Source organism: Rhizobium sp. Root1334, from assembly GCF_001426665.1.
Taxonomy (GTDB): Bacteria; Pseudomonadota; Alphaproteobacteria; order Rhizobiales; family Rhizobiaceae; genus Pararhizobium.
Map to the genome: position 1 here is coordinate 257,890 of NZ_LMEY01000012.1, position 25,090 is coordinate 282,979.

Here is a 25,090-nt window from a genome sequence, read left to right on the forward strand (position 1 = left end):
GGCCGATAACAGCCAAGTCCGATACGCGAAAGCCGGTCTGCATTAACAGCGACAGCGCCAGTACGGCTTTCGACTTCTGGCCGTGGTGATCGATGAACTTGCCGATCTCGTCGGGCGCGATGGTGTGGTGCCCGTCGCTATAGGCGCGGAATGGTTCAACGAGCCGAGCGATGTTCGGCACCACGGGCTTGCCATCCTTCTTCGTGTCGAAGACACGGCGCATCGTCAGCCACAAAGGGCACCTCTTTCTTGCGATCCCGCAGGACCTCTAAATTTTCCACATCCATTTTTGACACCGGCATGTCGGCAAATAGCCTGCCGTCTTTTTCGCTCAACGGTTCCAGCCACATCGCCTCCATGATATTCCGCCGGCGATCCTGCGTGGACTTGTCGAGCGTGGTGAAAGCGTTGCTGCACATGTATTCCACGCAGAGCCGGAAGCTGTTTGGCTTCACGATGAAGGACAGAGCTTTCGGAATATCGACACGCGCCATCACGGGCTGGGCGGTCTTGCAGGCCTTCCAGTATTCAATGGAAAATTGCTCGCTCTGAATATCATCCGGAAGTCGGCATATCCGCTTTCCATCGATGCGCAGGTAATAGCGCATCGTGCCGTGACGGCTCTTGTTCTTCTCCACATAGCAGATCGATATTGGCCACGTCCGTCATGCAGACGCCCGCCAGTCTTCACCGTCGTCAGCGTCTTCCCCTCGCTTCGCTTCACCGGACGGACGCGTGCATCGTGAAACGGTTCCCACTGATGGTAGGTTACGCCTTCGTGCGCGATCCCCACAGCTTCTATACGCTTTCCGACTGCGACGGAGTTTCGGCTATCCTTGGTGTGGCCGGTTGCCCGCTGCGCATCCTAGCTACAGACATCGAGAACATCCGCGCCGCCGAGGCGGCCGAACTGGAATCAATGGAACGGCGACCGGCCCGCCGGATCGAAAAGGAAAACCAGGCTGGCCCTAAACTCACCCGGAAAGAAGCTCGCGACGTTTTCCCGAAAAACCACCGCGTCGTCGTCAATGGCGGCTTCCTAAAGGGTATGGGCGGATATGTTGTGGACGCCACCGGCCGCAACACCATAAAAGCGATGATTGAGACGCTGAACGGCTTGGTACCCGTATAGCTTGATATTTCTGAATTTTCCGAAGCAGTGTAATATTTCAAGCCATAAGGTGATTTTATGGCTGATCTGTTGCGGTATCACCGGGCCTCTGATCGGTTTTTCACCGCCAATCGCTCAAAAAGAACGCTGCCAATTTTTCAGTTTGTCGGAGTAGAGCAGCCCGGTAGCTTGCCAGCCTCATAAGCTGGATGTCGCAGGTTCAAATCCTGTGTCCGCAACCATATCCGAGGGGAAGCTGACGAGCCCCGCACTAAAGCAAGCTGCTGGATACGCACCCAGCACCGTCAGCCAAGCTGGGGGGGTAGCCCGGCAGATAGCTTGGAGTTTGCAATCCAGTTAGGATTTCTGGTGTAAGCGATACGGCAACATCCCAATTGGAGTTTGCCATGTCTGAGCCCGCCACATCATCGCCCATGATGATTCGCCTGGCGAATGTGATTTGCTGGGGCTTTACTGCTCTCGCCATCCTTTCAGCCGCTATCGGGGCGCTTGGCCTTGTGCTGGGCAACGGCTCAGGGGACTTGGAAAAGGTTGTTGTGTTCTTCGTTATCGCCGCTGCGCTTTATGGAATAGGCCGCGGCGTCAGATATGTGATTGCGGCTAGGTAGGTCATAAGAGGCGGCGGGTTAAATCAGGCGCACATCTCGCCACGGGTTGACGGATACTGCCCGAAACCACCGAGAATGCCGTGACGGGGTAACCGTCGATACCCTCAGTGTCGGTTAAGCGTGCCGGGAAAGTCCTCGTGAGACGGCTGGTCTTCTTCGGGTCCAACTAGGGCAACCATTTATCCCGCTATCCAAGGGTAGCGACTCGTCCAAAAGGACTACCTTTACGGCAACCGTGCATTGTCTGTTCGTAAACCGTTCATGCTTGATTTAGAGATCACGGTTTTCGTTCTGTCAACCGAATGGGAGCGCTGACGCCTCCAGTGCCAGCAAGATTCATTGGGGGGCAGGCTAGTATCCGGAACTACCGCCACCGCTGTTGCCGCCGCCATGGTCGTTGCCACTGTAGGAAGGGCGATTATCGTAGTTTGGCCTAGTCTGACACGCCGAAATCGTCAAAGTCGCAAGCGCAATAGCGATCGCTGTCACCGTATATTTGAGTTTCATGATTTTCTCCTTTAATGGAGCGCAAGGCCAGCCAGTCCGTGTGCCCGCCAGTGATTGTCTTCCTGATGTCGACCAAAGGCAAGCGACGAGGGCGACAGACAGTCGAGCGCACTCAATGAAATCCGGGCGCCGCACCTCTGGCAACCTTAATTGATCATTTACCTTTCGCCGCCGTATTCTGAAACTATCGAGAGCCTCTACCGTTTCCCCTCTTCACATTTGGGGGACGCATGGAAATCGATCGAATTGAATGGCTCCGGGAAGCTCGTCAGCCACATAGCTACCGGCGCATGTACGGTCTCGTCATGATGATACTGGCCAGCTCATCCGTTACCGCCGCAGAAAAGCGGATGGCCCAGTACATAAGCCGATTGCTCAAGGATGTAATGGAGTTGGCGGTTGCCAGTGCGCCGGCCCTATCTAGGGTGCGAATCGGTTTTGCGCATTTAACGGAAATGGTCGTAGAAGCCGCGTGCAGTAACGCCGCCGGTGAGAGGGCGTAGCTCTACACCAAAAGGATTAGCTTTACGGACTAGTTCGACAGCCGTGCATTGTCCGTTCGTAAACCGTTCATGCTTGGTTTAGCGATCACGTATTTTAGCTGCATCAAGAGAACGACCCGCATTCCCATGCCTTTATTGATGGCGGAGTTTTTGCATTTGGGGGGGCGACACCAATTACTTCGTCGGCCTCACGAGCGACACGACGCGGGGCTTGGAAGGAGCATCCAACCACTCGATCCACTTGTCTCGCTCCTCGATCGTGTCGAAGAAACGCCAGCGTTTGAATTCTTCTTCAGTGGATTCCAACATCTCGCCGATTGAGGCCAGTTCCAAAGGCAGCGGCACCTCGTTTCCGTCGAAACGGATGAAGTAGACGCCCTCCGCAGCGAGGCGAATGACCTGGCCTGTGCCATAGCTTCCATCGGAGTCATCAACCGTGAAGTACATGCCGGTCAGAGTGTCGAATACAGTTTTGCTCATAGCTTTCAATGCCAGTCCATAGAAATGCTCGGCCTTCGAAATTCGCTCAAGCACCCGTCAAAGGCAATAGATCAATGTGGGAACTTAACCCCCGCAGTCCTGAAATGGAGAGCCGGGTGTTTAAGTCCGGCTCATTAGTTTCCCTACTTCTGCACGGCCACCGCCAACAACTTCCATCGTATCGGCGCTGGCGGGTTGTGTTGGTGATGATTCTGAGGTGGTAGAGGATTGCCTTTGTTGGCAGCAATCTCGTCCCCGCAGTGAACGCACCCATAAATCGCTGAGTCAGGGGATATCCAACCGGGCGACCGTTCCTCGTGGAAGTTTTGGTGGTCTATCTGCTGAAAGTACTTGGGGTCATTATAAAGCATGCATCTATCCCTTTCTGGTTGCATCAGAATGGAACGATGAACGACCCTGAGTTGCAATAGCGATCCCGGCGAGTGTCAGTATCAGCCAAGATAATCGCCACTTATCCACGTTGTTCACAGTGATAGCGACCAAACACAAATAAACACGTCTATAAGTATCATAGGTTGAATGGTGGGTGAATGAACTCCCAGCGCCCATATCCCCCGGAAACTATGTTTGGCCTCGACGGTTTCAAATCGTTCGCTCCGGCGCCTGACGTCAGCGAGTGGGTAGAGGCGACATTCTTTGACCCGTCGTCACCTGTTGCCAATCCAGAGCACGAGCATCTTGCTAATGCCCATATCGGCTACCTCTGGACCGTGGTTGAGAACAACCGCAAGGGCAAGCGGGTGATAGGCCAGTGCGAGACCGGATCACCTCAGGGCGCGATGGGCAAGTGGTCCAAGGCCCGAGCAGAGCAACAGGTCGTCGAGTGGTTCGGCTCCGTTCCGGACTTCATCATCACGCTTGATGCTGAATACTGCCAGGAGTGCGGCGATGCCGAGTTCATGGCGCTGGTCGAGCATGAGCTTTACCACGCCGCCCAGGACGTCGATGCTTTCGGCGCTCCCAAGTTCAACAAGATGACAGGCCAGCCGGTGTTCACGATTAGAGGACACGACGTAGAGCAGTTCGTCGGCGTTGTCCGTCGGTATGGGGCAGATGCCGCTGGCGTTCGTGCTATGGTGGATGCAGCCAACCGGCCGCCCGAGATTGCCCGCGCTCATATCGAGCATTCATGCGGGACATGCCTGCTTCGGGTGGCCTAGGCGAATCCATTGCGCAGTTGGTCGAGCCACGCCTGATAGTCCACGTGGTCGTGGAGAAATTCGCGGTCGCCTCCATACAGGTCGGCACCACTCATCTGCATGAGGGCATCCCAAACCGCTCGGTCGTCAATCCTGACGTCAACGATTGGGTCGTGATCAGCAAGTACCCAACGATTTGCCCAATCAGAAGCTTCGGCAGGGGAACACGCTCCGTTGATCAAGTCCGTCAGCTTCGACAAAACCTCATGCCGTTCCGGCAGCTCGATGATTTCCGATCGGCTCTTCATTGGTACTCCACCGGCGGCCACAAATGGCTTGCCCACCTTGACCGGACTTTGACACAGCTATGGCAAAAGCAAAACTCTCCGATGAGGTCAAGACCTACATCGTGCAGGCGCTGGCGTGCTTTGATAGCCCGTCGATCGTGTCGACAGCAGTCAAGAAGGAGTTTGGCGTCGAGGCCAGCCGTCAGCTGGTCGAAAGCCACGATCCGAATAAGAAAGCGGCTTCCGGTCTGGCGCCTAAGTGGCGAGCCTTGTTCGAAGAGACCCGGAAGACCTTCCTCGAAGACACGGCGTCCATCGCCATCAGCCATCGGGCCGTTCGTCTCCGCGCATTGCAGCGCATGGCAGACAAGGCTGAGAACAGCGGTAACATGGTGCTCGCGTCGTCGCTTCTTAAGCAGGCTGCAGAGGAAGTAGGCGGAAGCTACACGAACCGCCGCGAACTGACAGGGAAGGACGGAAAGGATTTGCCGGTGCCAGTGTCGCCGGTGACGATCTTCCAGTTGCCCGACAATGGCAGGAACTGAGAAGGGCGCGGCAGCCCAGACAATCATCCGGCCGCAACCGGGGCCACAGATGGCCTTTCTGGCGTCAGCGGCCGATATTGCGATCTATGGTGGTTCGGCCGGCGGCGGCAAGACGTGGGCACTACTCATGGAACCGCTGCGCCATGTGGCCAATTCGCAGTTCGGCGCCGTGTTCTTCCGGCGATCCACAGTGCAAGTTCGAAACGAGGGTGGCCTTTGGGATGAGAGCGAGAAGCTCTACCCCGCAATCGGCGCGGCTCCGAAAGAGCATGTGCTGCAGTGGAACTTCCCATCCGGAGCATCGGTCTCGTTCGCTCACCTCGAGCATGACAAGACCGTCCTAAACTGGCAGGGCTCGCAGATCCCGCTCATCTGCTTCGACGAGCTGACGCATTTCAGCGCCAAGCAGTTCTGGTACATGGTTTCGCGTAACCGCTCGATGAGTGGGGTGAAGCCCTACATCAGGGCGACATGCAACCCAGATGCGGACAGCTGGGTCGCCGAGTTCATCGCCTGGTGGATCGATCAGGATACGGGCCTACCAATCCCGTCGCGTGCCGGCGTGCTTCGCTGGTTCGTCCGTATCGGTGACGCCATCATCTGGGGGAGCACCCGGAGGAGCTTGCCCACTACACCGCGCCGAATGAGGACGGCATTGAAGCGCCGATCCCGCCAAAGTCGGTAACGTTCATCCCGGCCAAGCTCAGCGACAACCGCGCGCTTATGGCGGCAGACCCAAGCTACCTTGCCAGCCTCATGGCGCTGCCCACGGTCGAGCGGGAACGACTCCTTGGCGGCAACTGGAAAATTCGGCCCGCTGCTGGCCTGCTGTTCCAGCGCGGATGGTGCCGGGTTGTCGATACGGTGCCAGCTGGTGTCCGGTGGATGCGCGGGTGGGACTTGGCTTCTACGCCGAAAATCGAAGGGAATGATCCGGACGCAACGGCCGGCACGAAGATCGGCAAGTTGCCGGACGGCAGTTATATCGTTGGCCATCACGTCACGGACTTCCTGTCGCCGTCCGGCGTCGAGCGGCTGATAAAGAATACGGCCGACGCCGACGGGATCGAAACGCAGATATCGCTGCCACAGGACCCGGGGCAGGCAGGCAAGTCGCAGGTCACCAACCTGACGAAGATGCTTTCCGGCTTTAATGTACGAGCAACTCCGGAATCAGGAGACAAGATCACGCGGTTCAGCCCGTTCTCCGCTCAGGCGGAAGCGGGGAACGTGGTGATCTTGCGCGCTCCCTGGAACAACGCGTGGTTCGCGGCACTAGAAGTGCTTTCCGGAAGCCAAGCATGACGACGACGCTGACAGCACGAGCCGCGCATTCAACGCGCTGCTGAATGCGAGCACCTACAGGCGGAGCGCCGCTTGTTGAAGTTCGAGGTGCCTGGCATCTTCCGTCTCGGCGGCGTCGAAATCCGCCGCCCGGGTGCCGTTCGCTATCTGGATGGGATCTGATCATGGTCAAACTCGAAAACACCCGGCCGGGCGGCTTTGGCATCCCCGGCGGCCCGGTCATTGCCGGGAAGTCCTCGCTCGATGTTGAGCAGGCCGATTGGGATACCGTGAGGGATCATCCCGTCGTCGTTGCTTGGATCAACGCCGAACATCTCATCGTGACCGGCGTTGAAGACGACGATCCGAAGCTCTCGGAGCGGGACGATCTCAAGAAGCAGGCAGCCGAACTTGGGTTGGAATATCCGAAGAACATCAGCACTGAGAAGCTGAAAGAACTGATCGACGCAAAGCTGGCCTGAAAGAAGAGGGCTCGCTTGAAAGAGAAGGTTGGCGAGCCCTCAAGTCCCGGCAGTACTCAAAACTCATCTGCCGGTAGTTCCATGCCCGAGAACTTTGCCTTTCAATGATTTGTAATTACCTAATATACAGTGCAAGGATGAGACATGGCTGGATATGGCGACAATGCAGGCCTTACCGCCTATGCCGAGGCTGCCGGCTATGTCATTCCCGATGGCACCCAAGAGGCAGACATCACGGCGGCCTGTCAGCGCGGTTCGCTGGTGATCGATCGGTATGAGCGGTTCTTCTCTGGCACGCGCACCGGTGGGTACGAGCAGGAACGGGCATGGGGAAGGACAGGAGCTTCCACCTTTTATGGCGAAGCGATCCCGACCGGTGAAATCCCGGTTGCCATAGTCAACGCCAGCTATGAGGCGGCTTTCCTCGAATTGACCAACCCGGGCAGCCTGTCGCCGGTTGTGACCGGATCCGCAACGGTGAAGCGCGAGAAGATCGGGCAGCTTGAGGTCGAGTATTCGGTATCTTCGTCGACGAACATTGCCGATCTCGTCGCCATGGCAACGCCGGTCGTCACCACCATCGAGGGGCTGCTCTGGCCGTTCCTCATCCCGATCCTGCCGGGGATGCTGGTGGTCTGATGACCGCTTTACGTTGCAGGCACACACTCAAGCCCGGCCTCGGGACGGTTGTCTGAGTTGAGCCCTACCTTAATCAGCAGTTTTTTGTTTTCCTGCTCCAAGCAAACGACAGCCGGAACAAGTATCATCGTAACGCCCGCGATAACAAGCCAACCGATAATGGGTAGAGGGTCATCGGTAACTGTGATTGCCCCAGATGCAGCACCATCCACCTTGTAAAAGCTCTTTGTAATTCTCGTTTGCAAAGTATTGAATTCATAGGAATGGAGCTGGGTGAGCGACGCACCATTTACTGTCAGGCCTTGTTTCGGGACCTCTATTCCTCCTTCAGGGATCCGAGCTTCCACCTCCATGGTGCGCCCTGAACCAACCATATACCCGTGAACGACATAGGTTCCGTCTTGCGCCTTATCGATTTCACTGGAGTAGAGCGACCCCGTGACAATCTGATTATTCGACAAGGTACTTGCTTCAACCGTCGCAAATTGCTCCCCGGCCATAGCAAGCGTGGGCTGGAGAACAAGCACTATAGCAGTGAGTACAGAAGTCGACAGTTTCATCGTTCCCTCCCTGGTTACGGAGAGCATACCACAGTGCAGCCAATCGTTGCTGCTATATTTTAGCCCAACCTAATACTACCGGAGAGGTACGCGATGAAATTCAACTATTCGAAAGCGCGAGACACAGCAGCTCGGCTCATCGAAAAGTTTGGCCTGCAAGGCACCGTGACGCGCATTGTCCCACCAGACCAGGTGAACGGCGGCGATCCGTTGGAAACAGCGTATCCGGCCACGCTGGTGCCGATGGCATACGAAGCCAGAAACATCGACGGGACACTGATCAAGACCGGCGACGTGCAAATCTACATCTCAGCGGTTGGGCTAGCGATCACGCCCCAGGTTGACGACATCGCGACGGTCGGGGGCAAAGGTTACCAGATCGTGAACATCGATCCCTACAATTTCGACGGCGTGACCAACGTCCTCTTCGTTGCTCAGGGTCGAATATAATTTCCAGCAAACACTCGCGTAATGCGGGAAATTGCGTATCTATTGGTCCATCCATCAAATTTGGTGCGGGGGCGCAATGGAAAACAATGGTGCAGATGACAAGGGCCTGACTGCAAAGGCCAGCGTAAAGGAACGTATTAAGGCCACATGGAACGGCACTGCGAATGTTTGCGGTGTTTTAGCATTGATAATTTCCGTTTCCTGGACGTTTCCAAGTGAACTATGGCGTGCATATTTCAGCAGTCAGTTAGAAATGGAAGAGGGCCTAAAAGTTGCCATAGGCGAAATGACACGTGTTTATAAGGAGTTCGCGCAGTCTCAATCGTCCATTGGCGGCCAATCGGGCATCATGATGACGACAATCAGCCAGGTACAAATTAGTTATCAGCTCGATAAGATTGGCCGATATCCTGACTATGTGCTTAATGGGTCTAGTTATCTTGAGAATTTAACATTGGCTCAAATGGCTACTGTGATTGGTAAATTTGACGATGGTCAGAGATTTTATAAGTCAGCTCTTGTCGCTGCGGACAGAGAGAACCTTGAGCCTCAAGAGGTTTACATCGGATTAGCCGCTAATACATTGGGGCGGGATGGAATTACTGGAATTTTGAAAGCTCGTGAGCATTACAGGAATGCTCTTACCGTGGCATGGAAGAGATATAATACGGGTCGCGCGGATTATGCATTGGCTCCGCTCGGAGTACTGCTAGAAATTTCATTGGCTGAACTTAAGTACGGATCTTGGGATTGCGGCAACACCGTTTCAGGATTTGTCGAGCAGCAACTATCTCGTCCGGAAATGCTTGCCGTACCTGCCCTCCAAAACTATCTCGCTGTGTATCGTGCTACAAAGGCAGCCACCGTAAAAACAAGTGGGCGGCCCGAGATTGTGTGCAATTACCTGCTTCCAGCGTAGTTGGAATACCGAAGTTGAAACCTACAAACGGCTCGCTTCGGCGGGCTTTTTTTTCATGACAGGTAGGGAATTATGACCTTTGACAAGCTTCTTGCCCAGTATGAGCCAAAGGTTGCCGCAGCGTTTCGCGAAGCCATCGAGACGACCAAATCCTCCATCGTGCTCAAGGCGATCGCAGACCGATTGGAGCGCGGCGATATTGCCAGCACGGTGGCTGCCCTACAGTTTGAGCCAGAGGCTTTCGCGGCGTTGGAACTGTCCCTTCGAGAAGCGTTCAACGCCGGCGGCATCAACATGGCGCAGAGCCTGCCTTTCTTGATCTCACCGGACGGAATGCGGGTACTCTTCCAGTTCGGAGTGCGAAACTCAGAAGCCGAGCGACTTATCCGCGAGCAATCGGCTACTCTGGTCTCCAATATTACTGATGATCAACGGGAGGCCCTTCGCATGGGCTTCGAGGCGGGGCTGTCCAAGGGCCAGAACCCAACGAAAACGGCATTGGACGTTGTCGGCACGCTCAACCGGATCACCGGTAGACGGGAAGGCGGCTATATCGGCCTTACGAGCCGACAGGTGGAATTCATCGCCAGAGCAAAGGAAAACCTCTTGTCCGGCGATCCGGTGGCCATGAGCAAGTACGTTGACCTTAAAGCGGTTCGACCGAACTGTGGCCAGAGCCATTCGTGAGGGGAAGCTGTCGACGCGGAAATTGCGCGCAAGATCGTCATGCGCCTGTCCGACAAAAACCTGTTGCTCCGCGGCGAGATGATCAGGCTTGAGGAAACGCGCACCGCCCTATTTTCCGTGCGCGACAACGCGATCCGACAACAGATCGAGGCGGGGAAGATCACCGCTCAAGATGTGACAAAGAAGTGGAAGCATTCGGGCTCTGAACACCCACGTATGCAGCATGTTCAGATGGCCACACAGAATGCCGTACCGCTCGACATCCCATTCGTAGCACCAGACGGAACGATGCTGATGTATCCTCACGATCCGAAGGCGCCGGCAAGGCACAAGATCGGCTGCAAGTGCCGGGTTGGAATACGACATCGACTATATTGCGGCTGGCCTGCGCCGTTATCGGGCACGAGCTGCCTAATGGCTGCGCTGTCATTTGCAGCCGCCGTTGCCAACTTCGCGGGAAAGTTACCGGAAGCCATCGAGGCCGTGCGGAACCAGAACGCCGCCGATGTGGGTGAAGGAAATGCAGCCCCTCGACATCGAAGGTGGACGGATGCCGTTCGCGGCAGGTTTTTTGCAGCAATCGCTGATGGCCTCGACGGCAACAATGCCGAGCATCCATTCTGGTGCCAAGCCGGTCGAGGGCCGAACCTATAAGTTCGATTTCGGGATCATCGAGGCGGTCATTGCGGGTGCCTCGTTAGAAGACGACCTGTATTTCGGCTACACGGCCGCTTACGCAGGCCATCAAGAGTACGGGGCGAAGCCTATGCTCATCCCAACCTGAGTGATGGCCAGCTGTTCCTTCAGAAACTTGATATCTGCCAGCAAGGCTCCGGTGGCACGCACGTCACCATGGTGGAAGGCGAGGGCGGCGGCAATATCGTCAACTTGGCCAGGATATTGGATATCGTGCGCTGCGGCGCTGATGGTAGGCATAGCTTTCCCTCTTCCACAGTGCCCGAGCAATGGATCAAACGTGCATGGATTTTCAGATCGGCGTTCCGCATCCGACGCAAGAGTTCTCATTATGTTCTCAACATAAAGAGAGTCAACCCCATCCGAAAAGTTGTACGGTTTGCATGGCTAGGGAAACCAGAATCGCAGCTAGGGCGGCGATCATAAGGATGATGACAGCGCAAGGCCTACATAGTCCGTCATGTCTCTCTCACCACTCCCGCGATTGCTGGGTTCGTAGGCGCCGGTTCAAACGAGAACAAACCATTGCGTGTCGCAACGAAAAACGTTGCAACCTGTTCGCCCTTGCGTAGATACTAGATGCTAATATCCAGAAGGAGGGGGAGCCATGCGTACATTTACAGTCCTTGTAACCGCAGTATCAGTCGTTCTGCTTGCTTCACCAACATTCGCATCGCAAGACTGTCAATACAAAAAACTGCATCCAACACCAGCTTCCGACGGGACGATAATTTCTAAACTACTGAAGCCTTTGCCCATCGATACTCGATGGGATGATCTGCCGAAGCAAACGCAATCTCAACTTTCAGTACTTGCTGAAACCCGACTATCGCACTTTAGTTCCGAATGGGACGCAAGTGCTTGGCCTCGAAAGAAAAAAACCTGCTGCGATGCCCTACGGCTGCGATGAACTTGAACATCAATCGCTTTCTGGCCAGATTCACCTCCGCGGCGGGTGCTTCAAACCCGCTCTCAACGATAAAAAATCAGGACCTCGGGCAAGCTTTGAAAAAAGCATACCTCGCAGAGTATGCCGCGAAGCGAGCGACACTACGATACCCCCGCGGCGCAGTTGAGAACCTTGACTGGGACGGTACGTCACCTTTTGGCTCAATTAGACTTCCCGAGAGAAAGTCCTACGCGGACATTAAAGATTATTCCCTCAAAGTTGCAGATGAATTGCGAGGCTTGGCAAATGACGATCTCAGTCCCACTGAGATTCATTTCAGAGAAGAAGCTCTTTACAAAATGCGCGCCTATTCAGCAGGCGCATTTACTGGGGATAGCTGGGGAGGGGCTGACAATGACAGCGCCTGCCAATTGATGATCCGGAACTATGATATTCTCGGAGGGTATCAGCTAGAGCAAAAGCGTCCAGAGATATACCAGAATGATGATGAGGTATTACTAGATGCGAACGCAATATTTCTAAACAACATGCCGCTCAAATGGCAAGATGTCGGTACATGGAACTCAGCAAAAAAATATTGCAATGTGACGAACCCTTCATTTGTTGCAAAGTTGGTGGGAGACCCTGCAGTCAACGACACCGCTAAAGCTATGATATTATTTAAAAATTGGTGGATAGAACGAATAGAGGCATCACCGGACTCAAAAAAGAAATGCACAATTTATACAGAGGGTGATCGCGAGCTGGTTTGGACAGCATTTTCGGCCGATCAGCAATTTAACAATGATCAAAGCTCGTCATTGGAATCTTATAATGAGAAAGTTGGCGAATACATCGCGGATCGAACCCTTCAGTTTCGCGACTCCGCCTCCACCGCCCTGGATCTCGTCTTTCCCGATCCTGCAGATTTCAGCTTGCAAGATCGGCAGACAATAAAGGAGGCGCTGCGGCAATCGTCAGCTTTCGGTGCCTACAAGGATATAATCCCAGCGATGCTCGAAGTTATTGACGCAAACTCCGGTAAATCATTGCGGGATAAATGGGATGCTGCGTGGAGGGAGGATGTCGTTGAGATCGGCGGCTATCAACCCGACGAGCAAATTCGCAAAGAAGATATCGATAAAATAAACGACATGTTCGAAAAGACAAAGGATTGGGTGGCCAAAAACTATAACTATTATCCTAATAATCCAAAAAATTTTTACCATGGAATAAGTATTAAAGTTACAACTTCGTCCAACTCTACCACAACATACCCTGGAAATATCAATATAGGTATTGGTACTTCACGCACACTATATGAACACTACAGCACTATACTTCACGAACTTCGTCACGCGATGGAGTTTGCAAGGGCAGCAAGTGGCCAAATATTAACGGTCTATGGAGCTGACACAGGACCGGCATTTGAAGGTTCAGGTATCGCAACCGAAATTATCAATCTACCTATTCTAGCCAACGATGTTTTTTCGACGCCGAGGTCAATTGCCCTCAATCGCCTGGCTTATGCCATGCATGATGCGCGGCTTGCAGCAACGTCAGAGGCAACAGCAGCCCGTTACTTCCGGAGCGGGTGCTCAGAAGCTTCAAGCCCCAACAGCATCGATTATGTTGTAAAGCTCGTTGAAAAATACGGCCTATATAACGAATTTGCTTCCAACGCGGCGGTTAGAGTTCATGTAAACGCGCAGTATCTTCAATATCTGTGGTCTGGGCTCGATATGTTAGGGAAGCTGGAGACGCTGGAAACGAAGTTGGGGTTACAAAACGGTAGGCGGCTTGACCCCTTTATTCTTTTCGCATGCGGCTTAAACACGCCGGAGCCTTCGACCGATTACGAGAAAAAACTAAAAGCCTGCTTAAAACTGTAGCGGCTTGCCGCTGCACCCGTCGCTTCGGCGCCCAGGTCAACATATCAACGGGGAGATGAGACCAGAGATAATCGGGCCAGATGCCCAGCCAGGCAAGGAATTAAGCAAAGCCTAAACATACTCTTGGGTGTGGCTGGGTGTGGCAGTCGCTTTTGATTATCAAAGGAAATTATTTCTGCCAAGTGTGGCAATATCCGCCGGCAAGATATTGAAATTGCTGATTTGCTCGACCCCGGGCGAGGCCTCCAAATCTCCCACAGATTTGAAATTATATCAGGAAGAACGCAGCCTTTTCTTTGGTTCCCAAAGGATCGCGCGGCGTCGGAATAGCGATCCGCCTAGAGTTAGAACAAACATACCCGCCGCTCTTTAGCGACAAGGCACACGTCAATTGACAATAGACGGCTGGAAGCCTATCCGCTCTCCATGGCAGCCTATCGTGGGGTAGGGCAGCAATTTGCTTTAATGATAATAGAAGCAGGCACAATCGGCCTTGCTGTCATCTGGCGTATTCCAGACGCGCACCGCAAGTTTCTTGGCTACACCGGTCTCGTCCAGCCGTAGCCCCAGCAGCGACACGGCGGCCAGTTTCGGACTGACCGCATCGATTTCAATAGTCGACCCGACCTGATGGACGCCCTGCTTAGGGGTCCAGGTGAAAAACTGCACGCTGTAATGCATTGCATTCTCCTCCACCGCGCTTTTCAGCACTTGAGTTCAACGGGTGAGCAGACGCTGCAAGACGCTGGCCACGGGGCAGTCCACTGCGGGATGCGTACTCAATGTGTAGAAACAGGATAGCATATTTCGGCAAGCGGTGAAACATTGCCACATTCATTTAAGTCGAACGATGAGTGACCATCATCCATTCGGACTAGGATTCGCGCTGTCCGAGCCGAATTATAACCATCATATGCGCATCGTTATAGCTCATTTCGGTTGCCCGCAGACCGGGCAGGGTTCGGGATTGGTGGTCATGATCAAATCTTCAAACAGGCCGGTTTGAATGCTCCTGGACGGTCGGCAAAATATGATCCACCGACTTCAAAGAAGTTGCAAACCTTGCCTCATTGATCCGATCATCGCGGCAACGACCGGACAGGGCCGTTGTCGCGGGCTCCAAGGTGCAGGTGGGATCGACAGTCGGCATGGGCGTCGCACAGATCGGATCAACAGCCGAATTGAGTACCGGTATACCGATTTTGGTGACGCCAGATATGCAACACTCGGATTTGGCAGTTTTTTTTCGAAAGCCGACCGAGCTAAAAACCCAGGACATCAAGGTTGGACTGAGTTTTAACCTCTAGCTGGCACAATTGAGAGGTTGTCTTCGATCCATCACATCCGGGCTGTCCTTCATCAAGGGACGTTTTCCCGAACCTTACCCTTCGCCGGATGGCGCAAACAGACCCGGCGTCAGTCTTCAGGGGCATATGCCGCCGATCGCGCACGAGTTTCGCGCGCCTTTGTTTGGCTTGCCGACCGAATCCGAATTGGAAAATCCCGCTGTTGGCCGTGCAGCTTGTTCCGGCGGCGAGACGAGCAGGAACAGGCTCCAAAGAGCGAAGCCACTCAGAACAGCGCATATCGCAATGTAGGCGTAGAAAATCCGCACGGTGCTGCCAGTTGTTTCCCTCGGTTTGGCTTTTTCAGCCGAGGACAATCTTCAGTATCAGCAAGAGCTTGGGCGGGGCATGGCGCTACGAGATATGCCAAACTGCCATGCCCCTATGGCGTTCAAGGCCAACGCCGTTTTGTACCCCCGGGCGTTTGAAGAGACAATTCCGACATAAGGAGCTTGGCGTACAGCCTTTGGATAAGGATTGGCGGAGAACATTTGCGGCACGGCGCAATGTCATCACTGCGCCGTGCCGCAATCACGGCGCCTTTCATGTTTTAGGCAATGGTGAATGGACATTTAAATAAGGTCAGGCTAATTTATGAATGCTGTTACCTTGGCCGAAACCGGAACGGCGTTGATTGCGGAAGTGTTTTCCACTTTATGTATTAAGCGACTTTTCAACGACCTATATTGCGAGGCGATTTAGAACCCGTCACCGGATCCGGTGACGGGTTCGTTCTGTTGCATGGCAAAAACAAAATCTCTCAAAGGGTAAAGTTGCACACCGCTTCTCCGAGCCAGCAAAGCGAAGATGCAAGAGCTTGCCAGTCGCATCATCGATGAACACCAGCAATGAACAGGGGTCACCGCGATCCTCAAACCAACGATGCTCGTCACCGATCTGCACCAGTTCGCCATAGGCCTCGCGCCGCAATCGTGGCTGATGGAACGTCCGTCGCTGCTTGCACGACAGCCACAGGTCGGCCTGCGTCATCCATTGCCGCAAGGTCTCGCGCGACACCGTTAGCCCATCGCGCTCGGCAAGCTTCTCGGCCACCAAGGTTGGACCAAAGTCCGCATAGCGCTCTCGAATGAGAGCCACAGCATAATCGCGAACCCCATCGCCGATCCGGCTGTTTGACGGCCGGCCGATCGTCTTGTGCCGGATCGACGCCGCACAGGTCTTCCTGATCCGCTGCAGATCACGCTCACTCATCGCAATCAATCCCATCCGCAATCGCCCAGGTCATCAAAACCCCGGGGAGTGTGACATTCTTACTTTGCGGGATCAGGACACTTTAACTTTGCGGCTACAAAAGAAGATCACGTAAGATAGATTATGGAACTAATATGCATGAAGAGCGATCTCAATGTTCGTATTTCAGGCTTATGCTGCCTTGACCTTACCGGGTCCCAAGGCTTAAGCGATACCGGTCTCCACCGCTAGCGAAAGACCCCGCCCGATGAGCGATTTGCGCATTCTTTCAGATGCTTTCATTCCTGAATTGCCAGGACGCTACAATGGCAAGGTGCGCGAAAATTACGATCTGCCTGATGGTAATCGCATCATCATCGCCACCGACCGGCTGAGCGCTTTCGATGTCATCCTCACCGCAATTCCGTTCAAGGGCCAGGTCTTGACCCAGACAGCGCGGTACTGGTTTGAGGAAACCGCCGACATTTGTCCGAACCATGTGGTGTCCTATCCGGATCAGAATGTCGTCATCGGCACGAGGCTCGACATCCTGCCGGTCGAGATCGTCGTGCGCGGCTATCTCGCTGGCACGACCAGCACATCGATCCTCACCAAATACAGGAACGGCGAGCGCGAGATGTACGGTATCCGTTTGCCAGACGGCCTGAAGGACAACGAGAAACTGCCGCAGCCGATCATCACGCCAACCAGCAAGGCCTTTGACGGCGGTCATGACGAGCCGCTTTCTGCCGATGAAATCATCGCGCAAAAGCTGCTGACGGCCGAACAATGGGAAACCGTCTCGCGATACGCGCTGGCGCTGTTCGCCCGCGGCCAGGAACGTGCTGCCGAGCGTGGCCTCATCCTCGTCGATACCAAGTACGAGTTCGGCACCGACAAGGATGGCCGTATCGTTCTCGCCGACGAGATCCACACGCCGGACAGCAGCCGGTACTGGATTGCCGAGAGTTACCAGCAGAGCTTTGCTTCAGGCGCGCGGCCAAAGAGCTTTGACAAGGATTTCGTCCGCGCCTGGGTGACCGAACGCTGCGATCCCTACAAGGATCCGATCCCGGAAATTCCAGCCGATCTCGTCGAGCAGACCTCGAAAGTCTATATCGAGGCCTATGAGACGATCACTGGTAAGCGTTTCATCGCCGACCTATCCGGCGCCACCGTTCTCGATCGAATCCGGAAGAATCTGCAGCCTTATTTCAGCTGATCGATCCCGGTTAGCAAGCGACGCCGGCCTCGCCGCTGATATCGAACGCAATTTGCATACCGTCATAGGCCGGCTCGATATGATCAGGCGTCTCGCGCATCACCGTTTCGTAGTCGAGCGGTGTGTGCATATGAGTAAGCACGGCACGCCTGGGGGCAAAGCGCGCGATCCATCCGAGCGATTGCTCGAGCGACAGATGGCTCGGATGGGACTTGTATTGCAGCGTGTCGATCACCAGAGTGTCCAGTCCGGCAAGCTTGCCGATGGTCTCCGGCGGAAAATCGCTGACATCGCTGCAATAGGCAAAATCGCCGATGCGAAAGCCCATCGACATGATGCTGCCGTGGTTTTGAAGGACCGGCTGGAACAGGATCGTGCCGCCTGCGCCGCTGATGGCCACAGGCGCCAGCGATGGATCGATGATTTTTGGTTCGACGATCGGCGGATAGCCGCTGCCTTGCGGCGTCTCCAGGCAGTAGCGAAACCCTTCGCGAATGCGTTCCATGGTCAGCGCATCGGCCCAGATCGGCATGCGTCTGCCGGTGTACTGGACATAGCCGCGCAGATCGTCGATGCCGTGGATGTGGTCGGCATGCGGATGTGAATAGAAGACGGCGTCGATATTCTTGACCTTTGCCGCAATCATCTGCTCGCGAAAATCGGGGCCGGTATCAATAACGACCGTGGTGGTGCCGCCGTCGTCACCTATCTGTTCGATCAGCAAGGCGGCGCGGGTGCGGCGGTTTTTCGGATTGGCGGGGTCACAAGCACCCCAATCGCCGTTGATGCGCGGCACGCCCGGAGACGAACCACAGCCAAGAATGGTGAAGACCCGCCTCACCGCCATCTCACAGTCTCGGCATTTTAGAAAAGACGCGGAACGCGTTGTCGGTGGTGATCGCGGCAATCTCTTGCGTCGAAACGCCGATCGTCTCGGCCAGAACCTGCGCGGTATGCGCCACATAGGCCGGCTCGTTGCGCTTGCCCCGGAACGGTTTTGGCGCCAGATATGGCGCATCGGTTTCGACGATCATCCGGTCATGCGGCACAGTCTTGGCAATTTCGCGCAGCTCTTCCGATTTCGGAAACGTCAGGATACCCGAAAAGGAGATGTAGCCGCCCAGATCGACGCCGACCTTGGCCAGTTCAGGACCGGAGGAGAAACAATGGAGAAGAAAAGGGAAGGCCCCCTTCCCTGTTTCCTCGGTCAGGATCGCCGCCATGTCATCGTCAGCCGAACGGCTATGGATGACCAGCGGCAGCTGCGTCTCCCGGGCGGCAGCGATATGGCGCCTCAGGCCGATCGCCTGGGCGTCGCGCGGCGCATTATCGTAGAAATAATCGAGCCCGGCTTCGCCGATCGCCACGACCTTCGGATGCGCCGACAACCGCACCAGATCGTCTGTCTCTATATCCAGTTCCTCATCGGCATTGTGCGGATGCGTACCGACGGAACAGAAGACGTTGGCATAGTTTTCGGCAATGGCCAAGATCGTATCAAACTTCTTCACGCGCGTCGAGATGGTGATCATCTGCTCAACGCCGACCGCACGCGCCCGCTCGATGATCGCGTCACGCTCGGCGTCAAAGTCCGGAAAATCCAGGTGACAATGGGTATCGATCAGCATCGCTGGATGTCCTCAAACTTCCGGCGGAACATAGCGCGGGAACACAGGCTTCGGTGCTTCCAGCACCGTTCCGGCGGTGAGGCGTCCGGCTTGGCCGAGCGAGGCGAAACTGCGGTTATCCGCAGGCACAGCCACGAGATCGAGCAACTTTCCGGCCGATTCCGGCATGATCGGCTGCAGAAGGATGGCGATCTGGCGCACGACTTCCGCAGTCACGTAAAGCACGGTTCCCATGCGGGCCGGATCGGTTTTTTTCAGTGCCCACGGCTCCTGACCGGCAAAGTAACGATCGGCCTCGGAGACGACGGCGATGATCGAGGCCAGTGCCCGGTGGATCATCAGCGCATTCATGTCGTCGCGGGTCGAGGCATGCAGCGCATCGGCCGCCGCCAGCATCGCCTTGTCTTCATCGGTGAGCGGCCCGCACACAGGGATCTGCCCGTCGCAATTCTTGACGATCATCGACAGCGACCGGCTGGCGAGGTTGCCGATACCGTTGGCGAGGTCGGAGTTAATGCGGGTGGCAATCCCCTCCTCGCTATAGCTGCCGTCCTGGCCGAAGGAGACTTCGCGCAGGAAGAAATAGCGGATCGGGTCGAGACCAAAATGCTCGACCAGATTGACCGGATCGACGACGTTGCCGAGCGACTTCGACATCTTCTCGCCCTTGTTGAGCAGGAAGCCGTGGGCAAAGACCTTCTTCGGCAAAGGCAGGCCGGCCGACATCAGGAAGGCGGGCCAGTAGACGGCGTGGAAGCGGATGATGTCCTTGCCGATCATGTGGATGTTGGCCGGCCAGTATTTGGCGCGCGGGTCTTGCGGATCGGTGAGATATCCGGTCGCGGTAATATAGTTGGTCAGGGCATCGACCCAGACATACATGACATGGCTCGGGTCGTTGGGAACCGGAATACCCCAATCGAAGGTCGTGCGCGACATGGACAGATCACGCAGGCCGGACTTGACGAAGGAAATCACCTCGTTGCGGCGCTCGGCCGGGCCGATGAAGTCCGGATTTTCTTCGTAGTGCTTTAACAGCCTGTCCTGATAGGCAGAGAGCTTGAAGAAATAGCTGGCCTCCTCCACCCACTCCACCGGCGTTCCCTGTGGCCCGTAGCGTACGCCATCGGCGCGCACTTCGGTTTCACCCTCCTGGTAATAGGCCTCGTCACGCACCGAATACCAGCCGGAATAGCTGTCCTTGTAGAGATCGCCCGCCTCGCCCATGCGGTTCCAGATATTCTGGACAGCCTCGTGATGACGCGGTTCGGTCGTGCGGATGAAATCGTCGTTGGAGGCATTCAGCAGAACGGCCATGTTCTGGAATTCGGCCGAGTTGCGGTCGGCCAGTTCCTGCGGGGTGATGCCTTCCTTGCGGGCCGTCTGCTGCATCTTCTGGCCGTGTTCGTCGGTTCCCGTCAGGAAGAAGACGTCGCGCCCGTCCAGCCGCTGGTAGCGGGCCACCGCATCGGTCGCGATCAACTCATAGGCATGGCCGATATGCGGCTTGCCGTTCGGATAGGAGATCGCGGTGGTGATGTAGAATGGGGACGTGTCGGTCATGATCGGGTTTCGGCCTGTGTCTGATCTTGGGTGTCTGGCTATTAGCGCATCCAATGGCGGGATGAAACAGTGCACGCCTAGAAAAGCAGCAATGTGATGCCGCAACGAAATACAATGGAAACTCAGGCCATCGTGCGCGATGCTGCTTTCACGTCGTCCAGAATCGATAAAACCGTTTGCTTGCGATCGAGATTGTAAGCCTGCGCCACGGCAATCCGCTCGTTAATGCTGCTCGACAAACGTGCAAACCGGTCCGCCCTGTCGAGATCGCCAGAGAGCGCGGCGCGGCGTGCCTCCCCCATCAAGTGCCCTGTCACCAGCGCCAGGAAGAACGCGAAAATTGTTTCACTGTCCTTTCCAGCCAGCACGTCGGCAAGTTTGTGCATATCCTTGCGGATACCCGGCTCCTGGCCCGCGATGATCGCCTCGAACGTCGCCATGATGTCGAGGCCGCCATAGTTGATCAGCTTCAGCGCTTCTGAAACGCTGCCGTCGGCCGATGCCAGCACCTTTTGTCCATCCGGCCCGGAAAGATCGAAGCCGAGATTGTTCATCGCGTTGCGCATGGCCTCTGGCGCCAGCGGCTTTAGCTGCAACGGTAGGCAACGCGACCGGATTGTCGGCAAAAGCTTACCCGGTGCATGGGTCAAGACCAGGAACAACGAGCGCTTCGGCGGTTCCTCGAGGATTTTCAGGATCGCGTTAGCGGCGTTACGATTGAGGTCATCGGCCGGATCGACGATGACGATCCGCCAGTTGCCCGTACCCGACGTCTGCGAGAAGAATTTACCAGCCCGGCGCACCTCATCCACCGTAATAGCGCTCTTGACCTTGCCGGTTTTCTCGTCAACGGGCCGCGTCAGGTGCAGAAGGTTGTGCGACGCACCGGAGGCGATCTGTCGGCTGGCGATCGAGTCCGGATCAGGATCGGCAAGCTCCGCTGGAGCTTGCGCCGGATCGGGATGGGTGAGCACGTGATTGGCGAAGCGGAAGGCAAGCGTCGCCTTGCCGATGCCTTCAGGCCCTTCGATCAGGATGGCGTGATGCCCTTTCCCCGACCGGTAGCTTTGTGCCAGAAAATGCCCGGCCTCCCGATGGCCGAAAAGCCGCGTGTTTTCAGCCGGGGAGATGGCGCCGTCGAGAACGTCGAACCTGTCTGTGCTCATTGGGCCGCTTCCGTATCCGGTCCATTACCCGATCCAGGCAACATCGGCTCGATGATCGAAAGCACATGGGCTGCAATGTCGCTGGCCGAGGCAGAGGCATCGACCACGTGGCAACGCCTGGGGTCGGCACTGGCGATATCGAGAAAGGCCTCACGGCGCTTTTCATGGGTCTCGAGTTCTTCTTTCTCGAAGCGGTCGAGTTCGACTTCCTGGCCCGTCAGGACCTCCGCGGCCCCGGCCCTCCGGCGCACCCGCTCAAGACCAAGGGCGGCCGGCAGGTCGAAAACGATCGTGCAATCGGGCACCACGCCATTGATTGCCACGCGCTCCAGAGCTTCGATAAAGCCAGGCTCCAGATTGCCGGTGACGCCCTGGTAGACGCGCGAAGAATCCATGAACCGGTCGCAGATGACGACCGTGCCTTTCAACAGTGCCGGCCGGATCACTTCTTCGACGTGATCGCTGCGCGCAGCGGCAAACAGGATTGCCTCCATGCGCACGCCGAACTCCTGGGCTGCACCGGATAAAAGCACGTGCCGAACGGCTTCCGCCCCCGGCGAACCGCCAGGCTCGCGCGTCGTCAGGACACTATAGCCACGCTCGCGCAAGGAATCGGCAAGCAGGCGAATCTGGGTGGATTTTCCAGCGCCCTCGCCGCCTTCGAATGTAACAAACACGCCTGTTCCGACTGACACTGCTCGATCCCGTATATTATTTTCAATGGAACGCCCGCACAGCGCGGGCGTCCTATCTGTGCCGGGCACAGGGCCTGTTTAACTGATTGTGCCCGGCCGCGAAACCGCTTGCGGCGTCATTTCATCAGAGCCAGAAGAACAACAGCTCCTGTAGTGCATCCAAGGCCCTAGTGGAGAGCGATCCCTGCCCTACCGCAGCATTGGTCTCGACCGGCACCTCACGCAGGAGCCGTTCACCGCTCCAGATTCTCAGCGTACCTGCCTGCTTGCCAGCCTCGACCGGCATCGCCAGCGGCCAGCGGTAGATCACCTTAGCCGAAAGCCGCTCCGGATTATTGACTGGCACAAGCACATCGACAGCCGTGGCCGTGACGAGTTGAACATGCGACACCGCACCGCCATAGACGCTCGCCTCACCGACGCTATCTCCGGCCTCGAACAGCCTCTTTCTTTCAAATGCCGTCATCGACCAGTCGAGGATCTTACGCGTTTCCTCGACGCGCTCCTTGTCGGTCGCAAGGCCACCCAGCGCCAGAAACACGCGTCTTGTGTCCTTCTGCATCGTGGCGACCATGCCAAAGCCGAACCCTTCGGCAAATCCGGTGACAAATCCGTCGACACCGATATTGGCCGAGATCAGCGGCGTGCGGTTACGCTGAAGGATCTTGTTCCACTGGAATTCCGTTTGGGAGTAATATTTGAACAAGTCGGGATAATTGGCCTGAATGTGCTGCGCCAGCAGCGCCATGTCGCGCATCGTTGTCTTGTTCTGAGGATCCGGCAGACCGGTGGCGTTGCGGAAGACCGAACCGGTCAGCCCGAGTTCCCGGGCGCGGTCTGTCATGCGCTTGGCAAAGGCTTCCTCGCTGCCGGTCATGCCTTCGGCGAGAATGATGCAGGCGTCGTTGGCGAGCTGGACGGTCACACCCTGGATCAGGTCGACAACACGAACACGTGATTTCAGCGCGGCAAACATAGTCGACGTTCCCGACGGCGCGCCGCCGGTTCGCCAGGCATGCTCGGAAACGGGGAATTCGGTATCGAGCGTCAGCTCGTTCTTTCGGATTGCGTCGAAGACGACTTCCATGGTCATCAGCTTGGCAAGTGATGCCGGTGGGACGACGGCGTTTTCATCCTTGGCGAACAGAACCGTGCCTGTTTCGGCATCGATCAGGTAGACCTGCTTCGCCTTGGTTTCGAAAGCCTGCGCCTGCGCCACCGACGGAGCGCAGACAATCAAGACAAGAGAAAAGAGAACCGAGACCAGTCGTGTATGCATTCCAAACTCCGGCGCCTTCTCCGGCAATAGCAGCCGGTCCACCGGTGATCAATCACGAAGGATCGGGATTAGCGCGTGACACTCTTGCGCTTGGCATATTCGACAATCGAATTCGGCGTCAGCGGGTTTTGGTCAACGAGAATGGCATCGAAAGCCGTTTCGGAATCGCTGACACGCGCTTCGACGTAGGCCGCCGCATAGGCCATGTTGCCAGCGGGCATCGGAATATAGTCTGGGCGCTCGCGCGGGATCGGGCCGATCTCCGGCAGCATCGCGAATGCGTCGAGCCCGGCCGGCGATGGGCGCGGAATTGCGGTTTCGGCAAGCGCGGTCACCGGCACTCCCATCTCCAGGTTCGATTTGGCCGGAATGGTCAGGGTTCCGAGATTGCCGGCCTGTTTGCGCAGCGGCTCATTCGAAGCGACCATCACGCCCGTGGCGATCTGGCCTTCTGGGAATGCGTTCGGAGTGCGATCGCCCTTCTTGACGTAGGAAGCCATCAGATAGGGCATATCGTTGCCTTCGAGCGGCGCCTTGCCGATATACTGGACGCGAACCTGGGCGCTACCCTTGCGCTTCATGTCGAGGAAGTCGGCGGTTTTTGACGAAACGTCGATGATGCGCCCGTATTCATAAGGACCGCGATCATTGACCCGGACCACGACAGACGTGCCGTTTTCGAGATTGGTAACGCGGGCATAGCTCGGCAGCGGGAATGTCGGATGCGCAGCCGACAGGTGATACTTGTCGTAAACCTCGCCGTTCGCGGTCAAGCGGCCGTGAAAGGCGGACCCGTACCACGAAGACATACCGGTCTTATTGTAACCGAAATCCTCTTTCGGCTGGTACCATTTACCCTTGACCTGATAGGCCTTACCGACCTGGTAGCGGCCGCCGCCCTTGGGAACAGCCTTCCCCTCGCCAACAACGCGCGGACTGGCCTTCACGCCATAGATCGACTCGGCAAAATATTCCTTGCTGCGCGGCTTGTCTTTTTTGATGCCTCCGGTCGATCCGCACGCGGTCAACCCGACGCAAAGCATGGGAATGGCGGCAACCCGCAATCCCTTGAAGAAAAAAGCCGCAGTCAGATTGGAAGTCATGTGCCCCACATCGCCATTCGCAAAACTCGTACGCAGCATTTTCCCGCGCTTGCCCCCGCGAAAATACCGGCGTCACGAAATGTAACAGTCGATTAATCATGACAACAACGTGGCGAAAATGCGAACGGTTAACCGTGCCGGAATGAAACAATTGAATTTATGGTTTATGAATAGTTA

At 56.0% G+C, this 25,090-nt stretch carries 28 protein-coding genes, 1 tRNA gene and 2 pseudogenes; 16 read left to right on the forward strand and 15 right to left on the reverse strand.

All coding sequences use genetic code 11. The annotated features are described in order from the left end of the window. Positions 1-155: 155 nt before the first annotated feature. Entirely contained in the window at positions 156-638 is a 483-nt protein-coding gene (locus tag ASD36_RS15315) for a hypothetical protein (RefSeq protein ID WP_156393863.1), read from the reverse strand. 29 nt (positions 639-667) lie between these two features. Here ASD36_RS15315 and ASD36_RS15320 point away from each other — a divergent pair, with 29 nt between their 5' ends. From ASD36_RS15320 to ASD36_RS15330, 3 genes are all read left to right on the forward strand, one after another. Beyond that, positions 668-1,132: a hypothetical protein gene (locus ASD36_RS15320; RefSeq protein ID WP_156393864.1), complete on the forward strand. Its 465-nt coding sequence runs from the start codon at positions 668-670 to the stop codon at positions 1,130-1,132. 143 nt (positions 1,133-1,275) lie between these two features. Then, positions 1,276-1,353 (forward strand) — tRNA-Met (locus tag ASD36_RS15325). 165 nt (positions 1,354-1,518) lie between these two features. Next, positions 1,519-1,740, forward strand: coding sequence for a hypothetical protein (locus ASD36_RS15330; protein WP_060511025.1), 222 nt, complete (start codon positions 1,519-1,521; stop codon positions 1,738-1,740). A 351-nt stretch (positions 1,741-2,091) separates the two neighbouring features. Here ASD36_RS15330 and ASD36_RS30640 read toward each other — a convergent pair whose 3' ends face one another. Then, complete coding sequence (locus ASD36_RS30640) at positions 2,092-2,247, reverse strand: hypothetical protein (RefSeq protein ID WP_156393865.1); 156 nt, start codon at positions 2,245-2,247, stop codon at positions 2,092-2,094. Positions 2,248-2,924: 677 nt separating this feature from the next. Then, positions 2,925-3,230, reverse strand: coding sequence for a hypothetical protein (locus tag ASD36_RS15340; RefSeq protein ID WP_060505436.1), 306 nt, complete (start codon positions 3,228-3,230; stop codon positions 2,925-2,927). Between the two features lie 584 nt (positions 3,231-3,814). On the opposite strand from ASD36_RS15340, the gene ASD36_RS15345 reads away from it, so the two are divergent. After that, entirely contained in the window at positions 3,815-4,411 is a 597-nt protein-coding gene (locus ASD36_RS15345) for a putative metallopeptidase (protein WP_112834672.1), read from the forward strand. Here ASD36_RS15345 and ASD36_RS15350 read toward each other — a convergent pair. Further along, on the reverse strand, positions 4,408-4,698 hold the full coding sequence (locus ASD36_RS15350; protein WP_060505434.1) for a hypothetical protein: 291 nt from the start codon (positions 4,696-4,698) through the stop codon (positions 4,408-4,410). The two genes, ASD36_RS15345 and ASD36_RS15350, sit on opposite strands and share 4 nt — an antisense overlap. A 59-nt stretch (positions 4,699-4,757) precedes the next feature. Here ASD36_RS15350 and ASD36_RS15355 point away from each other — a divergent pair, with 59 nt between their 5' ends. The 6 genes and pseudogenes from ASD36_RS15355 to ASD36_RS15370 all read left to right on the forward strand — a co-directional run bounded on the left by ASD36_RS15355 (position 4,758) and on the right by ASD36_RS15370 (position 7,627). Beyond that, the gene (locus ASD36_RS15355; protein WP_060511029.1) at positions 4,758-5,222 is read left to right on the forward strand and encodes a DUF2280 domain-containing protein; all 465 of its coding nucleotides are present in this window, start codon (positions 4,758-4,760) and stop codon (positions 5,220-5,222) included. Beyond that, the gene (locus ASD36_RS31480; RefSeq protein WP_277996002.1) at positions 5,209-5,907 is read left to right on the forward strand and encodes a terminase family protein; all 699 of its coding nucleotides are present in this window, start codon (positions 5,209-5,211) and stop codon (positions 5,905-5,907) included. Before ASD36_RS15355 ends, ASD36_RS31480 begins: the two co-directional genes overlap by 14 nt. 71 nt (positions 5,908-5,978) lie before the next feature. Beyond that, positions 5,979-6,527 (forward strand): phage terminase large subunit, encoded by a 549-nt coding sequence (gene terL, locus ASD36_RS31485; protein ID WP_347360132.1) that lies wholly within the window; start codon positions 5,979-5,981, stop codon positions 6,525-6,527. A gap of 78 nt (positions 6,528-6,605) precedes the next feature. After that, positions 6,606-6,689: pseudogene (locus ASD36_RS30175) on the forward strand (major capsid family protein); the annotation flags it as partial. Positions 6,690-6,691: 2 nt separating this feature from the next. Next, a complete protein-coding gene (locus tag ASD36_RS15365; protein WP_060505432.1) occupies positions 6,692-6,988 on the forward strand; it encodes a hypothetical protein in 297 nt (98 codons plus the stop codon). Between the two features lie 144 nt (positions 6,989-7,132). Then, positions 7,133-7,627 carry a DnaT-like ssDNA-binding protein gene (locus tag ASD36_RS15370; RefSeq protein ID WP_060505431.1) on the forward strand — a complete coding sequence of 165 codons (495 nt, stop codon included), beginning with the start codon at positions 7,133-7,135 and terminating at the stop codon, positions 7,625-7,627. A gap of 8 nt (positions 7,628-7,635) precedes the next feature. Here ASD36_RS15370 and ASD36_RS15375 read toward each other — a convergent pair whose 3' ends face one another. Then, positions 7,636-8,187, reverse strand: a complete 552-nt coding sequence (locus ASD36_RS15375; protein WP_060505430.1) for a hypothetical protein — start codon at positions 8,185-8,187, stop codon at positions 7,636-7,638. Positions 8,188-8,280: 93 nt separating this feature from the next. On the opposite strand from ASD36_RS15375, the gene ASD36_RS15380 reads away from it, so the two are divergent. The 4 genes from ASD36_RS15380 to ASD36_RS31780 all read left to right on the forward strand — a co-directional run bounded on the left by ASD36_RS15380 (position 8,281) and on the right by ASD36_RS31780 (position 10,897). Next, the gene (locus ASD36_RS15380) at positions 8,281-8,637 is read left to right on the forward strand and encodes a hypothetical protein (protein ID WP_060511031.1); all 357 of its coding nucleotides are present in this window, start codon (positions 8,281-8,283) and stop codon (positions 8,635-8,637) included. A 76-nt stretch (positions 8,638-8,713) separates the two neighbouring features. After that, positions 8,714-9,556: a hypothetical protein gene (locus tag ASD36_RS15385; protein WP_060505428.1), complete on the forward strand. Its 843-nt coding sequence runs from the start codon at positions 8,714-8,716 to the stop codon at positions 9,554-9,556. 72 nt (positions 9,557-9,628) lie between these two features. Next, complete coding sequence (locus ASD36_RS31775; protein ID WP_347360133.1) at positions 9,629-10,243, forward strand: hypothetical protein; 615 nt, start codon at positions 9,629-9,631, stop codon at positions 10,241-10,243. A 39-nt stretch (positions 10,244-10,282) separates the two neighbouring features. Further along, a complete protein-coding gene (locus ASD36_RS31780; RefSeq protein ID WP_347360134.1) occupies positions 10,283-10,897 on the forward strand; it encodes a hypothetical protein in 615 nt (204 codons plus the stop codon). 90 nt (positions 10,898-10,987) lie between these two features. Here ASD36_RS31780 and ASD36_RS15395 read toward each other — a convergent pair whose 3' ends face one another. Then, a complete protein-coding gene (locus ASD36_RS15395; protein ID WP_060505426.1) occupies positions 10,988-11,179 on the reverse strand; it encodes a hypothetical protein in 192 nt (63 codons plus the stop codon). A gap of 621 nt (positions 11,180-11,800) precedes the next feature. Between ASD36_RS15395 and ASD36_RS15400 the strand changes: the two genes are divergently transcribed. Next, positions 11,801-13,720, forward strand: a complete 1,920-nt coding sequence (locus tag ASD36_RS15400) for a hypothetical protein (protein ID WP_156393867.1) — start codon at positions 11,801-11,803, stop codon at positions 13,718-13,720. A 462-nt stretch (positions 13,721-14,182) separates the two neighbouring features. Here ASD36_RS15400 and ASD36_RS15405 read toward each other — a convergent pair whose 3' ends face one another. Continuing rightward, positions 14,183-14,401, reverse strand: coding sequence for a hypothetical protein (locus ASD36_RS15405; protein ID WP_060505424.1), 219 nt, complete (start codon positions 14,399-14,401; stop codon positions 14,183-14,185). A 1,463-nt stretch (positions 14,402-15,864) separates the two neighbouring features. Further along, positions 15,865-16,293: pseudogene (locus ASD36_RS15415) on the reverse strand (ISNCY family transposase); the annotation flags it as partial. Positions 16,294-16,534: 241 nt separating this feature from the next. On the opposite strand from ASD36_RS15415, the gene ASD36_RS15420 reads away from it, so the two are divergent. Then, complete coding sequence (locus tag ASD36_RS15420) at positions 16,535-17,479, forward strand: phosphoribosylaminoimidazolesuccinocarboxamide synthase (protein ID WP_060505634.1); 945 nt, start codon at positions 16,535-16,537, stop codon at positions 17,477-17,479. Positions 17,480-17,489: 10 nt separating this feature from the next. Here the strand turns inward: ASD36_RS15420 and ASD36_RS15425 are convergent, their stop codons facing one another. The 7 genes from ASD36_RS15425 to ASD36_RS15455 all read right to left on the reverse strand — a co-directional run bounded on the left by ASD36_RS15425 (position 17,490) and on the right by ASD36_RS15455 (position 24,913). Next, a complete protein-coding gene (locus tag ASD36_RS15425; protein ID WP_060505420.1) occupies positions 17,490-18,326 on the reverse strand; it encodes an MBL fold metallo-hydrolase in 837 nt (278 codons plus the stop codon). A 1-nt stretch (position 18,327) separates the two neighbouring features. Then, on the reverse strand, positions 18,328-19,107 hold the full coding sequence (locus tag ASD36_RS15430; RefSeq protein WP_060505419.1) for a TatD family hydrolase: 780 nt from the start codon (positions 19,105-19,107) through the stop codon (positions 18,328-18,330). 12 nt (positions 19,108-19,119) lie between these two features. Further along, positions 19,120-20,670, reverse strand: coding sequence for a methionine--tRNA ligase (metG, locus tag ASD36_RS15435; RefSeq protein ID WP_060505418.1), 1,551 nt, complete (start codon positions 20,668-20,670; stop codon positions 19,120-19,122). A gap of 122 nt (positions 20,671-20,792) precedes the next feature. Then, positions 20,793-21,836: a DNA polymerase III subunit delta' gene (locus tag ASD36_RS15440; RefSeq protein WP_060505417.1), complete on the reverse strand. Its 1,044-nt coding sequence runs from the start codon at positions 21,834-21,836 to the stop codon at positions 20,793-20,795. Beyond that, entirely contained in the window at positions 21,833-22,531 is a 699-nt protein-coding gene (gene tmk, locus ASD36_RS15445) for a dTMP kinase (protein ID WP_060505416.1), read from the reverse strand. The genes ASD36_RS15440 and tmk overlap by 4 nt, the downstream gene beginning before the upstream one ends. A gap of 124 nt (positions 22,532-22,655) precedes the next feature. Continuing rightward, positions 22,656-23,810: a D-alanyl-D-alanine carboxypeptidase family protein gene (locus ASD36_RS15450; protein ID WP_060505415.1), complete on the reverse strand. Its 1,155-nt coding sequence runs from the start codon at positions 23,808-23,810 to the stop codon at positions 22,656-22,658. Positions 23,811-23,878: 68 nt separating this feature from the next. Then, positions 23,879-24,913: a septal ring lytic transglycosylase RlpA family protein gene (locus ASD36_RS15455; RefSeq protein WP_060505633.1), complete on the reverse strand. Its 1,035-nt coding sequence runs from the start codon at positions 24,911-24,913 to the stop codon at positions 23,879-23,881. Between the last annotated feature and the right edge of the window lie 177 nt (positions 24,914-25,090).

Coding starts and splice junctions, on each gene's coding strand:
- ASD36_RS15450 (WP_060505415.1), bottom strand. CDS start 23,810: ATGCATACACGACTGGTCTCGGTTCTCTTTTCTCTTGTCTTGATTGTC.
- ASD36_RS15405 (WP_060505424.1), bottom strand. CDS start 14,401: ATGCATTACAGCGTGCAGTTTTTCACCTGGACCCCTAAGCAGGGCGTC.
- ASD36_RS15455 (WP_060505633.1), bottom strand. CDS start 24,913: ATGACTTCCAATCTGACTGCGGCTTTTTTCTTCAAGGGATTGCGGGTT.
- ASD36_RS15385 (WP_060505428.1), top strand. CDS start 8,714: ATGGAAAACAATGGTGCAGATGACAAGGGCCTGACTGCAAAGGCCAGC.
- ASD36_RS15330 (WP_060511025.1), top strand. CDS start 1,519: ATGTCTGAGCCCGCCACATCATCGCCCATGATGATTCGCCTGGCGAAT.
- ASD36_RS15395 (WP_060505426.1), bottom strand. CDS start 11,179: ATGCCTACCATCAGCGCCGCAGCGCACGATATCCAATATCCTGGCCAA.
- ASD36_RS15425 (WP_060505420.1), bottom strand. CDS start 18,326: ATGGCGGTGAGGCGGGTCTTCACCATTCTTGGCTGTGGTTCGTCTCCG.
- ASD36_RS15370 (WP_060505431.1), top strand. CDS start 7,133: ATGGCTGGATATGGCGACAATGCAGGCCTTACCGCCTATGCCGAGGCT.
- ASD36_RS15430 (WP_060505419.1), bottom strand. CDS start 19,107: ATGCTGATCGATACCCATTGTCACCTGGATTTTCCGGACTTTGACGCC.
- ASD36_RS31780 (WP_347360134.1), top strand. CDS start 10,283: ATGCGCCTGTCCGACAAAAACCTGTTGCTCCGCGGCGAGATGATCAGG.
- ASD36_RS15350 (WP_060505434.1), bottom strand. CDS start 4,698: ATGAAGAGCCGATCGGAAATCATCGAGCTGCCGGAACGGCATGAGGTT.
- ASD36_RS15340 (WP_060505436.1), bottom strand. CDS start 3,230: ATGAGCAAAACTGTATTCGACACTCTGACCGGCATGTACTTCACGGTT.
- terL (WP_347360132.1), top strand. CDS start 5,979: ATGGCGCTGCCCACGGTCGAGCGGGAACGACTCCTTGGCGGCAACTGG.
- ASD36_RS15380 (WP_060511031.1), top strand. CDS start 8,281: ATGAAATTCAACTATTCGAAAGCGCGAGACACAGCAGCTCGGCTCATC.
- ASD36_RS15355 (WP_060511029.1), top strand. CDS start 4,758: ATGGCAAAAGCAAAACTCTCCGATGAGGTCAAGACCTACATCGTGCAG.
- ASD36_RS15440 (WP_060505417.1), bottom strand. CDS start 21,836: ATGAGCACAGACAGGTTCGACGTTCTCGACGGCGCCATCTCCCCGGCT.
- ASD36_RS15320 (WP_156393864.1), top strand. CDS start 668: ATGCAGACGCCCGCCAGTCTTCACCGTCGTCAGCGTCTTCCCCTCGCT.
- ASD36_RS31775 (WP_347360133.1), top strand. CDS start 9,629: ATGACCTTTGACAAGCTTCTTGCCCAGTATGAGCCAAAGGTTGCCGCA.
- ASD36_RS30640 (WP_156393865.1), bottom strand. CDS start 2,247: ATGAAACTCAAATATACGGTGACAGCGATCGCTATTGCGCTTGCGACT.
- ASD36_RS15375 (WP_060505430.1), bottom strand. CDS start 8,187: ATGAAACTGTCGACTTCTGTACTCACTGCTATAGTGCTTGTTCTCCAG.
- metG (WP_060505418.1), bottom strand. CDS start 20,670: ATGACCGACACGTCCCCATTCTACATCACCACCGCGATCTCCTATCCG.
- ASD36_RS15365 (WP_060505432.1), top strand. CDS start 6,692: ATGGTCAAACTCGAAAACACCCGGCCGGGCGGCTTTGGCATCCCCGGC.
- ASD36_RS31480 (WP_277996002.1), top strand. CDS start 5,209: ATGGCAGGAACTGAGAAGGGCGCGGCAGCCCAGACAATCATCCGGCCG.
- ASD36_RS15345 (WP_112834672.1), top strand. CDS start 3,815: ATGTTTGGCCTCGACGGTTTCAAATCGTTCGCTCCGGCGCCTGACGTC.